At 64.2% G+C, this 12583-nt stretch carries 14 protein-coding genes and 1 pseudogene; 8 read left to right on the top strand and 7 right to left on the bottom strand.

From position 1 onward, the window contains the following. Positions 1 to 101: 101 nt before the first annotated feature. Positions 102 to 518: pseudogene (locus AC6H0N_RS14895) on the top strand (PACE efflux transporter); the annotation flags it as partial. 3 nt (positions 519 to 521) lie between these two features. After that, positions 522 to 1598, top strand: a complete 1077-nt coding sequence (murB, locus tag AC6H0N_RS14890) for a UDP-N-acetylmuramate dehydrogenase (RefSeq protein WP_497575034.1) — start codon at positions 522 to 524, stop codon at positions 1596 to 1598. Here the strand turns inward: murB and AC6H0N_RS14885 are convergent. Further along, positions 1570 to 2283, bottom strand: coding sequence for an N-acetylmuramoyl-L-alanine amidase family protein (locus AC6H0N_RS14885; protein WP_497574909.1), 714 nt, complete (start codon positions 2281 to 2283; stop codon positions 1570 to 1572). The genes murB and AC6H0N_RS14885 overlap by 29 nt on opposite strands. Further along, a complete protein-coding gene (locus AC6H0N_RS14880; protein WP_497574908.1) occupies positions 2267 to 2455 on the bottom strand; it encodes a hypothetical protein in 189 nt (62 codons plus the stop codon). The genes AC6H0N_RS14885 and AC6H0N_RS14880 overlap by 17 nt, the downstream gene beginning before the upstream one ends. Positions 2456 to 2588: 133 nt before the next feature. Between AC6H0N_RS14880 and AC6H0N_RS14875 the strand changes: the two genes are divergently transcribed. Continuing rightward, positions 2589 to 3359, top strand: coding sequence for an EAL domain-containing protein (locus tag AC6H0N_RS14875; protein WP_497574907.1), 771 nt, complete (start codon positions 2589 to 2591; stop codon positions 3357 to 3359). Positions 3360 to 3363: 4 nt separating this feature from the next. Here AC6H0N_RS14875 and AC6H0N_RS14870 read toward each other — a convergent pair whose 3' ends face one another. Further along, positions 3364 to 3783, bottom strand: coding sequence for a VOC family protein (locus tag AC6H0N_RS14870; protein WP_497574906.1), 420 nt, complete (start codon positions 3781 to 3783; stop codon positions 3364 to 3366). Between the two features lie 86 nt (positions 3784 to 3869). Here AC6H0N_RS14870 and AC6H0N_RS14865 point away from each other — a divergent pair, with 86 nt between their 5' ends. Next, positions 3870 to 4175, top strand: a complete 306-nt coding sequence (locus AC6H0N_RS14865; protein WP_497574905.1) for a putative quinol monooxygenase — start codon at positions 3870 to 3872, stop codon at positions 4173 to 4175. A 3-nt stretch (positions 4176 to 4178) separates the two neighbouring features. Here the strand turns inward: AC6H0N_RS14865 and AC6H0N_RS14860 are convergent, their stop codons facing one another. Both AC6H0N_RS14860 and AC6H0N_RS14855 read right to left on the bottom strand, forming a co-directional pair. Continuing rightward, positions 4179 to 4517: a DUF1840 domain-containing protein gene (locus tag AC6H0N_RS14860; protein ID WP_497574904.1), complete on the bottom strand. Its 339-nt coding sequence runs from the start codon at positions 4515 to 4517 to the stop codon at positions 4179 to 4181. A 10-nt stretch (positions 4518 to 4527) separates the two neighbouring features. After that, positions 4528 to 5079 (bottom strand): hypoxanthine-guanine phosphoribosyltransferase, encoded by a 552-nt coding sequence (locus tag AC6H0N_RS14855; protein WP_497574903.1) that lies wholly within the window; start codon positions 5077 to 5079, stop codon positions 4528 to 4530. A 129-nt stretch (positions 5080 to 5208) separates the two neighbouring features. Here AC6H0N_RS14855 and AC6H0N_RS14850 point away from each other — a divergent pair, with 129 nt between their 5' ends. Together AC6H0N_RS14850 and AC6H0N_RS14845 are read left to right on the top strand one after the other, a co-directional pair. After that, positions 5209 to 5430: a hypothetical protein gene (locus AC6H0N_RS14850; protein WP_497574902.1), complete on the top strand. Its 222-nt coding sequence runs from the start codon at positions 5209 to 5211 to the stop codon at positions 5428 to 5430. A 17-nt stretch (positions 5431 to 5447) separates the two neighbouring features. Next, positions 5448 to 6518 carry a hypothetical protein gene (locus AC6H0N_RS14845; protein WP_497574901.1) on the top strand — a complete coding sequence of 357 codons (1071 nt, stop codon included), beginning with the start codon at positions 5448 to 5450 and terminating at the stop codon, positions 6516 to 6518. 64 nt (positions 6519 to 6582) lie between these two features. Here AC6H0N_RS14845 and AC6H0N_RS14840 read toward each other — a convergent pair whose 3' ends face one another. Next, positions 6583 to 7365, bottom strand: coding sequence for an exodeoxyribonuclease III (locus tag AC6H0N_RS14840; protein ID WP_497574900.1), 783 nt, complete (start codon positions 7363 to 7365; stop codon positions 6583 to 6585). A gap of 30 nt (positions 7366 to 7395) precedes the next feature. Between AC6H0N_RS14840 and pyrE the strand changes: the two genes are divergently transcribed. Both pyrE and AC6H0N_RS14830 read left to right on the top strand, forming a co-directional pair. Continuing rightward, entirely contained in the window at positions 7396 to 8043 is a 648-nt protein-coding gene (gene pyrE / locus AC6H0N_RS14835) for an orotate phosphoribosyltransferase (protein WP_497574899.1), read from the top strand. Further along, on the top strand, positions 8021 to 8650 hold the full coding sequence (locus tag AC6H0N_RS14830) for a hypothetical protein (protein ID WP_497574898.1): 630 nt from the start codon (positions 8021 to 8023) through the stop codon (positions 8648 to 8650). Before pyrE ends, AC6H0N_RS14830 begins: the two co-directional genes overlap by 23 nt. A 7-nt stretch (positions 8651 to 8657) precedes the next feature. Here AC6H0N_RS14830 and AC6H0N_RS14825 read toward each other — a convergent pair whose 3' ends face one another. Then, a complete protein-coding gene (locus tag AC6H0N_RS14825) occupies positions 8658 to 12545 on the bottom strand; it encodes a DUF3683 domain-containing protein (RefSeq protein WP_497574897.1) in 3888 nt (1295 codons plus the stop codon). Positions 12546 to 12583 lie beyond the last annotated feature (38 nt).

Raw genomic sequence — 12583 nt, 5'->3', positions numbered from 1 at the left:
TCCGCGGGCGGCTTGGGGAATGCGCTGCGGCGGTGCCGCAAACGCATGCGAGGGTGCCACGCACTCAAGCGTGACCGAAGCCATTGTAAATTCCAGCCGCAGTGAACAAAACCCGCCCCCGTCTCCGTTCCTTTGCCGACCGCGTGCGGCAGATCGCGCTTTTCGAAGTGGGCGGCCTGCTGCTGATCACGCCGCCCTTCGTGTGGCTGAGCGGTGTGCCGCTGTCCGAATCGATCTGGCTGATGGTGTTGATCGCACTCATCGCGGCCGTCTGGAATGGTTGTTACAACACCGCCTTCGACTGGTGCGAAGGCCGCCTCACCGGCCGCCAGGCCGACCAGCGCCCCCTGCGCTTGCGTGTGCTGCACGCACTGGGCTTCGAGGGTGGGCTGCTGACGCTGTCGCTGCCGGTGATCATGTGGCTGACCGGCATGGACTGGCTCAGCGCGCTGATCGCCGACATCGGGCTGGCGCTGTCCTACGTGGCCTACGCCTTCGTGTTCAACCTCGGTTACGACCGCATGTTCCCGATCCCGCAACGGCCGCCGGAGGCCTCGCCGCACATGGTTGACGATGCTGACCTGACCGGGCTGAACACGCTCGGTCTGCGCGCACGTGCGGCACACCTGGCGGTGATCGAACACGCGCAGCAAGTCACCGCGCTGGTTGATCGCCCGGACTGGACCGACTCGCCGCGCCTGGTGCTCGGTGGGGGCAGCAATGTGGTGCTCGACGGAGACTTCCCCGGCTGGGTGTTGCAGGTCGCAGTCGCCGGGCGCGAACAGGTCGGTGAGGATGATGACTGCGTGCTGGTGCGCGCGGGTGGCGGCGAGAACTGGCACGACTTCGTGCGCTGGACGCTGGATCAGGGCTGGGGCGGGCTGGAGAACCTGTCGTTGATTCCCGGTACGGTCGGCGCCGCACCGATCCAGAACATCGGCGCCTATGGGCTGGAACTGGCGGCGCGGTTTGATCACCTCGAAGCGGTGTCGCTGGCGGACGGCAGCACGCGCCGCTTTGAAGCGGCCGATTGCGCCTTCGGCTACCGCGACAGCGTGTTCAAGCGTGAGGAAGCCGGGCGCTGGTTGATCGTCTCGGTCACGTTCCGACTGCCCAAGCGTTGGCAGGCGGTGACCGGCTACGCCGAACTCGCCGCCGAACTGGCGCGGCGTGGGCTGGCCGATCCGCTGCCGCGCGACGTGTCGGACGCGGTGATCGACATCCGTCGTCGCAAACTGCCCGACCCGGCCGAACTCGGCAACGCCGGCAGCTTCTTCAAGAACCCGCTGGTCGATGCCGCTACCTTGGCGAGGCTGCGCGCACAGCACCCCGAATTGCCGGCCTATCCGCAGCCCGATGGCAGCGCCAAAGTCGCTGCCGGCTGGCTCATCGAGCGTGCCGGATGGAAAGGGCGCGACCTTGGCCCGGTGGGCAGTTACGAGCGGCAGGCGCTGGTGCTGGTCAATCGGGGTGGTGCTACTGGTGCCGACGTGCGGCGCATTGCCGAGGCCATCCGTGCCGATGTGGCGGGCCAGTTCGGAGTCGAGCTGGAGGCCGAGCCGCAATTCGTCAGCGCCCCGCCGTCAGGCAGGCCTTGAGACCCGTGGCGATTTCCTGCGCCATGCGCGTCTGACGCGCGGCGTCGCGCAGCAGCAGCTCCTCGTCGCGATGCTTGATCACGCCCGCCTCGAACAGCAGGGCCGGCTGAACAGCGCGATACAACACGATCAGATTGTCGAAGGCATGCACGGCGTGTTCGGCGTCGAGGTAGGCACGCCGCCGGGCGTTCTTGTCGGTCGGGACGAAGCCCGCGCGCTGCATCCGGGCGCCGATGGTGCGCCCGCACAACAGGCTCGTCGCCAGGTCGGGGTTGCGCGTGGACACGAACGTCGAATGCCCGGCCCACTGGTCGGAGAAGGTCTGAGGGCTGCCCATCCACTCCCAATCCGACAGCTCCGATGCGTTCGTGGAGTCATGGTGGATGGACAGGAAAAAATCGGCTTCCACCACGCTCGCTGGCCGCGCCTGCAGCGATTCGATACGGCCATCGGCGTTGACCAGCACGGTGCGCAAGCCCAGGGCCTGCAGCGCGTCGGCCACTTTCAGTGCCAGATCATGGTTGAACTCCAACTCGCTGCGCCCACGTGCCGAGATGGCGCCGGGTGCGTCCAGCGTATGGCCGATGTCGACGGCCACCAGCGGCGGCGCTGAAGCGCTGACCGCCGTTGCGCTGCCCAGTGCCAAGGCCGCACAGAGGAGTGCGCGCTCAGTCCTTCCCGGCATCTTTGCTGTCTGACGTGTCAGCCGGCGTGGAGGGTTTCTTTTCGTCGGGAACGGCGTAGGCCGCCTCCAGCTCCTCGCGGCTCATGAAGTCTTCGTCCCAGTGGGACGTGTGGCGAATCTTCACGTCGTCGATGAATATGCGGAACGGCTTTTTCTTGTTCGGGTCGCTCATGGTGACACCTCGCGGGAATCGGTTCGTGCTGCGGTGCGCCCCACAACAGGGCGCTTGCAGCGGAGAGTGCTTTTGTTTGTAATGGTTCCGCCCGTCGTTGCGTCGGGGAGTTTGTGCGTATCAGGGAGTGTCCATGCAAAAACCTGCCGACTTCCGCCCGCTTGGTTGTTCGGAGTGCCTTAACGGCGCCGGACTCGATTTCGATTTCACGATGGCCTATCAACCCATCGTGAACAGCACGACCGGCGAGATATTCGCGCACGAGGCCCTCGTGCGCGGTCTGAACGGTGAGGGCGCGGGCAGCGTGTTTGCGCACGTCAACGACAGCAACCGCTATCGCTTCGACCAGGCCTGCCGGGTCAAGGCGATCCGCCTTGCGGCCGAGCTCGGCATGGATTGCATGCTCAGCATCAACTTCCTGCCCAATGCGGTGTATCGCCCCGAGTTGTGTATACGCACCACGCTCAATGCGGCTGAGAAATACGGTTTTCCGATCGACCGCATCATCTTCGAGGTAACCGAAGGCGAGCGCATCGAAGACCACCCGCATCTGCGCAACATCCTCGAGCACTATCAGGGGCAGGGCTTCCATACCGCCATCGACGACTTCGGGGCGGGCTATGCCGGGCTTGGACTGCTCGCGGAATTCCAGTCCGACCTGATCAAGCTCGACATGGCGCTGATCCGCGGCATCGACCGCGATCGTTGCCGTGTCGCGATCTCGCGCGGCATCCTGCAGATGGCTCGCGATCTCGACATCGCGGTGATCGCCGAGGGCGTTGAGACCGCCGCCGAATACGCCACGCTGCGCGATCTGGGCGTCGAGCTGTTTCAAGGCTATTACTTCGCCCGCCCGGCCTTTCAGGCGCTCGCCACGGTCGATCCCGCGGTTCTTTCCGGCTGAGGCTTCAGCCGCCCGGCGCCGAGAAGCGCTGCCCCGAAATGGCAGGATGGTAGATGGGCTGGATCACGTTGCCGGCCGGGTCCGTGATGTGGAAGCTGCGCGCGCCGTCGCCGTGGTCATGCGGGGTGTCGAGCACGTTTACGCCTTGAGCCTGCATGAATTCGTACCACTCCTGCAGTTGCTCCCGGGTGTCGACGATGAAGCCGAAGTGGTCCAGATACTGCACACCGGTAGCCTCGCCCTTGCGGCTGCGACCCAGCGACAGGTTGTCGTTGCCGAGCGTGAGGTACACCAGATGCTGGCTGGCGCGGCGCAGCACCTGCATGCCGATGATGTCCACGTAGAAGCGTTCGCACTCCTCCAGATTCGGAACCACCAGCGCCAGATGGCGCAGGCCGTTGAATGGGGCGGGGCGTTTGTTCATGTCACATTCCTTCGGGTTTTCGTTGTGTCGATAGGTGCATGTTATGGTGCCAGCCCCCGACTCGGATGCCAACGCAAGGAGGAAAGATGTACTGCATCGTCGTCAAGAACGTGATCCGCGAGGGAGCCCGCGACGCATACCTCGCCGCCATGCTGCCCAACGCGCGCGCCTCGGTCGAGAACGAGCCCGATTGCCTCACCTTCGATGTGCTCGAAGCGAAAGACGAGGCCAATACCTTCTACCTGTACGAGATATACACCAGCCCGGACGCCCTGCAAACGCACAAGCAGACTCCGCACTATCTCGCCAGCCGTCCGCTCATTGCCGACCTGGTGGTCGAGCAGTCGGTGCTGCGCGCCGACGTGGTGGCGAGAAATCCGGGTGGAAACTGAGGCCTAACTGCCCCAGGTGACCGGGGTCTTTTCGGCCAGCGAAGTCTGGAGCATGTCGAGCAGCGGCCAGCCGCGCTGATGCAGGTTGACCGGCGCGGCCATGCCTTTCGGGGCGTCTTCGTGTTCGCCCTGATCGGGGTCGGTGCGCTCGGCTGCCCGGGCGCGCTCGCGATCGGCTTCGATGGCCCGCCCCAGACGCTCGACGGCTTCGGGTAGCTGTTCGACGGTGATGATGCCCTGTGGGCTGCCGGGATCCTTGCCGAGGATTTTCAGCAGCGGGCGGGCGCTGTCGCCGAGCATGATGACGTCGGCGGCGGCGCGTGACTGGAAAGTGATGACCATAGTTTGATTCCTACATTCCTTTGACTGCGTAGATGCCCGGCGCGTTGCGCCAGTAGCCTTTGTAGTCCATGCCGCAGCCGAACAGAAAGCGATCGGCAACGTCGACGCCGGTGAAGTCGGCGCGCATGCCGGGCACGGCCTTGCGCTCATGCGTTTTGTGCACGAGTACCGCAGAGAGTACGCGCTTGGCGCCTTCGGCATGCAGGTGGTCGAGAATGGCGTGCAGCGTGTGGCCTTCGTCGAGGATGTCGTCGAGCACCAGCACGTTGCGCCCGCGCACCGACTGTGCCGGCTGGGCGCGCCACTCAAGCCGCTCGCCGTGGGTGCGGTCGCCGTAGCGGGTGGCGTGCAGGTAGCTGGTCTCGAGCGGGAAGGGCAGCTTCGGCAACAGGCGGCCGGAGAAGATCACGCCGCCATTCATGACGACAAACACCAGCGGGTTGGCTTCTGCCAGCGCGTGGGTGATTTCACCGGCCAGCCGTTCGATGGCCGCGTCGATGGCCTCGGGGGGCACGAGACAGTCGGCCTCGCTGCGGATGTGGTGGATTTCGTCCAGATTCATCGGGCCGGCTCCTTCGGGCAGTGCGACGAATTCTACCCGAGGCGGGTGGGAAGCCACGTCCAGCGCGGCTTTCGCCGGAGTCGGAGGGGTGTCGCGAGATTCGTACAACTACGGATATAATTGCTTCCCTTGGCCGTGCTGAAAAATATCAGTAACATGGCCCGTAATACCAACCGCTTTGCGGGGCGCAGGAATCGCCGCAGGCTCAACAAGAGCGCCGTATTTCCTGCCAGCATGCCCTGTTCGCGCGGCACCGACCACTACCTGCGTTGCGTGCCCGGACCGGACCACCGAATTTCAGCCGACGCCCAAGATGCGTCGGCAAAAGCATTGTCTGATTTTCGTTTGTAACCTTGAAGGAGTAGTACATGAGCAAGAAGTACAACGTCCTGATCCTCGGAGCCTCCTACGGTTCCCTGCTGGGGGTCAAAATGGCCATGGCCGGTCACTCGGTCAAACTGGTCTGCCTGCCGGCCGAAGCCGAGCTGATCAACGCCGAAGGCTCCATCGTGCGCATGCCGATGCGTGGTCGCGAAGGCCTCGTTGAGATCGATTCGAAGAAGCTGCCGGGCAAGATCAGCGCCGACGTGCCGAGCGCCATCAACCCCTCCGAGTACGACCTGGTCGGTCTGGCCATGCAGGAGCCGCAGTACCGTTCGCCGGGCGTGCGTGAGCTGCTGGGTGAAATCGCCAAGGCCGGTGTGCCGTGCATGTCCATCATGAACATGCCGCCGCTGCCGTTTATCGCCCGTATCCCGGGCATCGACGCCAACCTGCTGCGTGACTGCTTCGCCGACGCAACCGTGTGGGACGTCATCGATCCGAAGCTGATGACCCTGTGCAGCCCGGACCCGCAGGCTTTCCGTCCGCCCGAAGAGAAGGTCAACGTGCTGCAGGTTCGCCTGCCGACGAACTTCAAGTGCGCTCCGTTCGAGAACGATGCCCACACCCAGATCGTGCGTGATCTCGACGCCGACATCACCGCTGCCCGTCTCGATACCGGCACCGAGAAGCTCGAACTGCCGGTCAAGCTCAAGGCACACGAGTCGATCTACGTGCCGCTGGCCAAGTGGTCCATGCTGCTCGCCGGCAACTACCGTTGCGTCATGAAAGACGGCGTTCGCCCGATCAAGGAAGCCGTGCATGGCGACATCGAAGCCTCGCGCGCAATCTACGAGTGGGTGATGGACGTTTGCGTGGCCCTCGGCGCTGACCGTGACGACCTCGTGCCGTTCCAGAAGTACGCTGACGCCGCCCAGTCGCTGGGTAGCCCGTCGTCGGCCGCCCGTGCGCTCGCCGCCGGTGCGACCAACATCGAGCGCGTCGACCGCGTGGTGCAGCTGCTGGCTGCCCAGAAAGGCATGAAGAACGCCGCGGTGGACGAGATCGTCGCTACCGTCGACGGCTGGCTCGAAGCCAACCGCAAGAAAGCCGCCTGATCGGTTTTCCTGCAAAGAAAAGCCGCACCCTCGGGTGCGGCTTTTTTCGTTTACGGCGCCAGTTTCACTCGCCGAAAGCGTAGTCGATGGTCAGCGGCGCGTGGTCGGAAAAGCGCTCGTCCTTGTAGATTGAAGCCGCTTTCACGTTGCCAGCGATACCGGGCGTGGTGAGCTGGTAGTCCAGCCGCCAACCGACGTTGTTGGCCCAGGCCTGACCGCGATTTGACCACCAGGTGTAGGCCTCGGCAGTGGTGTCCGGATGCAGGCGGCGGTAGACATCGACCCAGCCCAGTTCGTCGAGCACGCGCGAGAGCCAGGCACGCTCTTCGGGCAGGAAGCCGGAGTTCTTCTGGTTCGAGCGCCAGTTCTTCAGGTCGATTTCCTTGTGGGCGATGTTCCAGTCGCCGCACAGCACGACCTCCCGGCCGCATTTGGCCAGGTCGGCGAGATGGCGGAAGAACTTCTCCATGAAGGCAAACTTGACCTCCTGGCGCACATCGCCACTGGAGCCGGATGGGACGTAAACGGAGATCACCGAGAGATTGCCGCACACCAGTTCCAGGTAGCGGCCTTCGGCGTCAATTTCGGGCACGCCGAGGCCTTCGATGATCTGATCGGGCTGCCGCCGTGAATAAATGCCGACGCCGCTGTAGCCCTTCTTCTCGGCGTAGTGAAAGTAGCCGTAGTATCCATCCGGGTTGAGCATTTCCGTCGTCATGTCGGACGCCTGCGCCTTGAGTTCCTGCAGGCACACGAAGTCCGCTTTCTGCTGCGGCAGCCAGTCGAAAAAGCCCTTGCGTTGGGCTGATCGGATGCCGTTGAGGTTGGCTGTGATGACGCGTAACATGCTTTGGGTTACCTCGCTGATTGGCCGGACATGGATTTTAGCCGCGATTTCATCGCACTCGCCTGCAACAAGGGCGTGTTGCGTTTCGGTTCCTTCATTACCAAGGCGGGGCGTGACTCCCCGTACTTCTTCAATGCCGGTCTGTTCAACGACGGCGAATCCTTTCGTGCACTGTGCGGCTTTTATGCCCGCGCCATCCGTGAGTCGGGCGTGCCCTGCGACATGCTGTTCGGGCCTGCTTACAAGGGCATCCCGTTGGTTGCGGGCGTGGCCATCCGGCTGGCTGAAGAGGGCGTGAGTCTGCCATTCGCCTTCAACCGCAAGGAAGCCAAGGATCATGGCGAGGGCGGCACGCTGGTCGGCGCGCCGCTGTCGGGTCGAGTGCTGATTCTCGATGACGTGATATCCGCCGGCACCTCGGTGCGTGAATCGGTGAACATCATTCGCGCTGCAGGTGCAGAGCCGGCAGGTGTGGTGATCGCGCTGGATCGCATGGAGCGCGGCAGCACCCATCAATCGGCGGTACAGGAAGTCAGCGCGACCTATGGCATTCCGGTGGTGGCCGTGGCTACGCTGGAAGATCTTGTCGGCTATCTGGCCGGCAGCGCAGATCTCGTCGCGAACCTTGAGGCAGTGCGAGCTTACCGGGACCGTTATGGCGTCGACGTGGCTGCCTAGAGTGCTGTGCCTGCTTGTTGGGCTGTTGCCTTCGCTGGCAGCTGCCAACAAGGGCAACATCTATTGCTGCCAGGGCGCGAACGGGCAGTCGATCTGCGCGGACGTGCTCCCTCCGGCATGTTACGGACGGGAGCACCGGGAAATTTCGCCCCGCGGTACGGTGTTGCGGGTGATCGCGGCGCCGCTGACGCGCGAAGAGCGTGCCCGTGTTGAAGCCGAAAAGCAGCGTGAGGCGGAGTACGAGGCCGAACGCGAGCTCCAGCGGCGCATGGACACGGCGCTGCTCGACACCTACGGCGGGCTGGATGACATCGACGCGCGTGAAGCCAGCTCCCTGGCCGACATCGACGCGATGGTCGCCGACATCCGCAAGCGCCTGACTGAACTCGACGAGGAGGAGGCCAGGCTCGACCAGTTGATTGCCTCGCTGCGGGCAGATCAGGTGACACAGCGTCACCGCCTCGCGCGAAGCGACATCGACAACGAGCGCGGCATCTACCAGCGCCTGCTGCTGGGCAAGCTCAAGGAGCGGGAGGCCGTGCAGGAACGCTACGCGCTCGATCGGCGGCGCTACGCTGAATTGCTTGCCGAGAAGCGCAAGCGCTGACCGGAACCTACAGCAGCACCCGCTCTATCCCGCCTTGATTCACGCGTTGCACGTACTCGGGCATCCACTGCTCGCCGAGTGTGTGTTTGGCGATCTCGATCACGATGTAGTCCGCGTCCACCTTGCCATCGTCGGCATAGCGCGACAGGCCCTGCAGGCAGCTCGGGCAGGACGTGAGCACCTTCACCGGCATGTCGTTGTCGCCTTCGCGCAAGGCCGCGGCGCCCTTCTCGATTTCTTCCTGCTTGCGGAAGCGCACCTGCGTCGAGATGTCGGCGCGGGAAGCCGCCAGCGTGCCGGACTCGCCGCAGCAGCGGTCATTCAGGTCCACGCGCGTGCCCATCAGCTCATTGGCCACCTTGATGCCGGAGTACTGCTTCATCGGCGTGTGGCAGGGCTCGTGGTACATGTAGCGCGTCCCTTCGATGCCTTCGAGCCGCACACCCTTTTCCATCAGGTATTCGTGGATGTCGAGCAGCCGGCAGCCCGGGAATATCTGCTCGAACTGGTACTTCATGAGCTGATCCATGCAGGTGCCGCAGGACACGATCACGGTCTTGATGTCGAGGTAGTTCAGCGTGTTCGCCACGCGGTGGAACAGCACGCGGTTGTCGGTAGTGATCTGCTGGCCTTTGTCCTCGTAACCGGCCGAGGTCTGCGGATAGCCACAGCACAGGTAGCCCGGCGGCAGCACGGTGGTGGTGCCAACGTGATACAGCATGGCCTGCGTGGCCAGGCCGACCTGGCTGAACAGGCGCTCGGAGCCACAGCCCGGGAAATAGAACACCGCTTCGGAGTCGTCGCGCTTGATCTGCGGGTTGCGGATCACCGGGATGACCTTGTCGTCCTCGATATCGAGCAGCGCGCGGCTGGTGCGCTTGGGCAGGTTGCCAGGCATGGGCTTGTTGATGAAGTGAATCACCTGCGCCTTGATGGACCCCTTGCCGAGCGTGGCCGGCGGCGCCTTGACCTGCGCCTGGATCAGCCCCAGCGACTTGCCGATGCGGTGGCCCAACCGCTGTGCGGCGTAGCCCCACTCGATCATGCCCTTGCGGATCAGCTTGATGGTCGCTGGATCCTTGGCGGTGAGGAAGGCCATTGCTGCCTTGGTGCCGGGGTTGAACGACTTCTTGCCCTGCTTGCGCAGCAGATTGCGCATCTTGATCGACACGTCGCCGAAGTCGATATCGACCGGACAGGGCTTCTCGCACTTGTGGCACACGGTGCAGTGGTCGGCCACGTCCTCGAACTCGGCCCAATGGGCGAGTGAGACGCCGCGACGGGTCTGCTCCTCGTAGAGCATGGCCTCGATCAGCAGCGATGTAGACAAGATCTTGTTGCGCGGGCTGTACAGCAGGTTGGCGCGCGGCACGTGCGTCGAGCACACCGGCTTGCACTTGCCACAGCGCAGACAGTCCTTGATGTCGCGCGCGATGTCGCCGATCTCGGTCTGCTCCATGATCAGCGATTCATGCCCCATCAGGCTGAAGCTTGGGGTGTAGGCCAGATCCAGGTTTGCGCTGAATTCGCTGTTGCGCATCAGCTTGCCGCGGTTGAAGCGTCCTTCGGGGTCGACCTTCTTCTTGTAGGCCCAGAAGCTGGCCATTTCGTCGTCGGTGAGATAGTCGAGCTTGGTGATGCCGATGCCGTGTTCGCCCGAGATCACACCGTCGAGCTCGCGCGCGATGGCCATGATGCGGTCGACCGTGCGGTTGGCGGTGGCCAGCATCTCGTAGTGGTCGGAGTTCACCGGGATGTTGGTGTGCACGTTGCCGTCGCCGGCGTGCATGTGCAGCGCGACGAACACGCGACCGCGCAGTACTTCGCGGTGCACGGCTTCGAGCTGTTCGCGTACCGGGTCGAACACCACGCCGTCGAAGATCTTGTCCAGACGGGGTTTGAGCTCAGCCTTCCACGAGATGCGGATGGAGTAATCCTGCAGGCGATGGAACAGCACTGCGTCGGCCGCGCGGTTGGTGAACTCGGTGGCTGCAATGCCCAGGCCCGAGAAGGCCGGCTCGGCTTCGGCCAACGGCGTGTCGAGGTTGTCGAGCAGCCACTGCCAGCGAGCGCGGATCTCGGCGATGGTGTCGAGCGCAGCCTGTCGGCTGTCGCCGATCAGTTCTTCCTTGTCGAGATCGGAGTCGCCGCGGTTGAGTGGCAGATCACCGGCGACGAACGCGCTTAGCGCGTCGCACAGCGATAGCTTGTTGGCTGTCGACAGCTCGATATTGATGCGCTCGATGGCGTCGCAGTAGTCACCCATGCGGTCGAGCGGAATCACCACGTCTTCGTTGATCTTGAAGGCGTTGGTGTGCTTGGAGATGGCCGCCGTGCGCGAGCGGTCGAGCCAGAAGCGCTTGCGCTGCTCGTCGGAGGCGGCGATGAAGCCTTCGGCGCCGCGCGAATTGCACATGCGCACGACTTCCGAGGCGGCCGCCATGACGGCCTTCTCGTCGTGGCCGACGATGTCCCCGACCAGCACCATCTTGGGCCGGCCGTGACGCTTGGCCTTGGTCGAATAGCCAACCGCCTTCACGTAACGTTCGTCGAGGTGCTCCAGACCGGCCAGTTGCACGCCTGCGGCATGGCCTTCGCCGCCGGGCTTGAAGTAGTCGGTGATCTCGACGATGGACGGCACGGCTTCACGCACCTGACCAAAGAACTCCAGACACACGGTGCGCACATGCGGTGGCATCTTGTGCAGCACCCAGCGCGCCGCGACGATCAGCCCGTCGGTGCCTTCCTTCTGCACGCCCGGCACGCCACCGAGGAACTTGTCGGTCACGTCCTTGCCCAGGCCGGTCTTGCGACAGCTCGCGCCGGGCATGGTGATGATCTCTTCCGAGAGCTGTTTGCGGCCGTGTGCGTCGAAGCGGCGCAGGCGGAACTCCACGCTTTCCTGTTCGTGGATCTTGCCGAGGTTGTGGTTGAGGCGCTCGACCTCCAGCCAGTCACCGTCGGGCGTGACCATCTTCCACCAGGCCAGATTGTCGAGCGCCGTACCCCACAACACGGCCTTTTTGCCGCCGGCGTTCATCGCGATGTTGCCGCCAATACAGGACGCCTCGGCTGAAGTCGGATCGACCGCAAACACGCGGCCGGCAGCGCCGGCAGCTTCGGCCACGCGCGCGGTGACCACGCCTGCGCCGGTGCGGATGGTCGGAACCGGCGCGGCATGTCCGGGCAGCAGCACTTCTTCCACTGCGCCAAGATCGATCAGCTTCTCGGTATTGATGACCACCGATCGTGCGTCCAGCGGAATCGCGCCACCGGTATAGCCCGTGCCGCCTCCGCGCGGAATGATGGTGAGGCCCAGCTCGATGCAGTCGCGCACCAGCGGTGCCATTTCCTCTTCGGTGTCGGGATAGAGCACGACGAAGGGGTATTCGACGCGCCAGTCGGTCGCGTCGGTGACGTGCGAGACGCGCGCGTGGCCGTCAAAGCAGATGTTGTCGCGGCGCGTGTGGCGCGACAACGCCTTCTCGACACGCTTGCGCAGTGCGCCGGTGTCTTCGAAAAAGCGCGCGAAGGCCGCGACTGCAGCTTCCGCGGCATTGACCAGCATGGCCACACGGGCAGCGCGTTCGGGGTCTTCGGCGGCGCTCTCTTCGCGGCGCTTTTCGACCTCGCGCAGGCGATGGTGCATGGCGCCGACCAGCGCCTGGCGTCGATCGCGGTTGGCCAGCAGGTCGTCCTGCAGGTAGGGGTTGCGCTGTACTACCCAGATGTCGCCCAGCACTTCGTAGAGCATGCGTGCCGAGCGGCCGGTGATGCGCTCCGCGCGCAGACCGTCCAGGGCTTCCCACGCGTCTGCGCCGAGCAGCCGAATGACGATCTCGCGATCGGAGAACGAGGTGTAGTTGTACGGGATTTCGCGCAGGCGCTGAGTCATGGTGGCTGTGGGGCTTGAGGCTGCAGAGCAGGGCCTGA

The sequence above is a fragment of the Pseudazoarcus sp. NS34 genome, from assembly GCF_059703725.1.
Note: the sequence above shows the minus strand (reverse complement) of the source record. Positions and strands in the feature narration are given on the sequence as shown.

Bases quoted from the DNA above. Each gene is read 5' to 3' on its own strand.
- murB (WP_497575034.1), top strand. From the start codon at position 522: ATGTTCCCGATCCCGCAACGGCCGCCGGAGGCCTCGCCGCACATGGTT.
- AC6H0N_RS14885 (WP_497574909.1), bottom strand. From the start codon at position 2,283: ATGCCGGGAAGGACTGAGCGCGCACTCCTCTGTGCGGCCTTGGCACTG.
- AC6H0N_RS14880 (WP_497574908.1), bottom strand. From the start codon at position 2,455: ATGAGCGACCCGAACAAGAAAAAGCCGTTCCGCATATTCATCGACGAC.
- AC6H0N_RS14875 (WP_497574907.1), top strand. From the start codon at position 2,589: ATGCAAAAACCTGCCGACTTCCGCCCGCTTGGTTGTTCGGAGTGCCTT.
- AC6H0N_RS14870 (WP_497574906.1), bottom strand. From the start codon at position 3,783: ATGAACAAACGCCCCGCCCCATTCAACGGCCTGCGCCATCTGGCGCTG.
- AC6H0N_RS14865 (WP_497574905.1), top strand. From the start codon at position 3,870: ATGTACTGCATCGTCGTCAAGAACGTGATCCGCGAGGGAGCCCGCGAC.
- AC6H0N_RS14860 (WP_497574904.1), bottom strand. From the start codon at position 4,517: ATGGTCATCACTTTCCAGTCACGCGCCGCCGCCGACGTCATCATGCTC.
- AC6H0N_RS14855 (WP_497574903.1), bottom strand. From the start codon at position 5,079: ATGAATCTGGACGAAATCCACCACATCCGCAGCGAGGCCGACTGTCTC.
- AC6H0N_RS14845 (WP_497574901.1), top strand. From the start codon at position 5,448: ATGAGCAAGAAGTACAACGTCCTGATCCTCGGAGCCTCCTACGGTTCC.
- AC6H0N_RS14840 (WP_497574900.1), bottom strand. From the start codon at position 7,365: ATGTTACGCGTCATCACAGCCAACCTCAACGGCATCCGATCAGCCCAA.
- pyrE (WP_497574899.1), top strand. From the start codon at position 7,396: ATGGATTTTAGCCGCGATTTCATCGCACTCGCCTGCAACAAGGGCGTG.
- AC6H0N_RS14830 (WP_497574898.1), top strand. From the start codon at position 8,021: ATGGCGTCGACGTGGCTGCCTAGAGTGCTGTGCCTGCTTGTTGGGCTG.
- AC6H0N_RS14825 (WP_497574897.1), bottom strand. From the start codon at position 12,545: ATGACTCAGCGCCTGCGCGAAATCCCGTACAACTACACCTCGTTCTCC.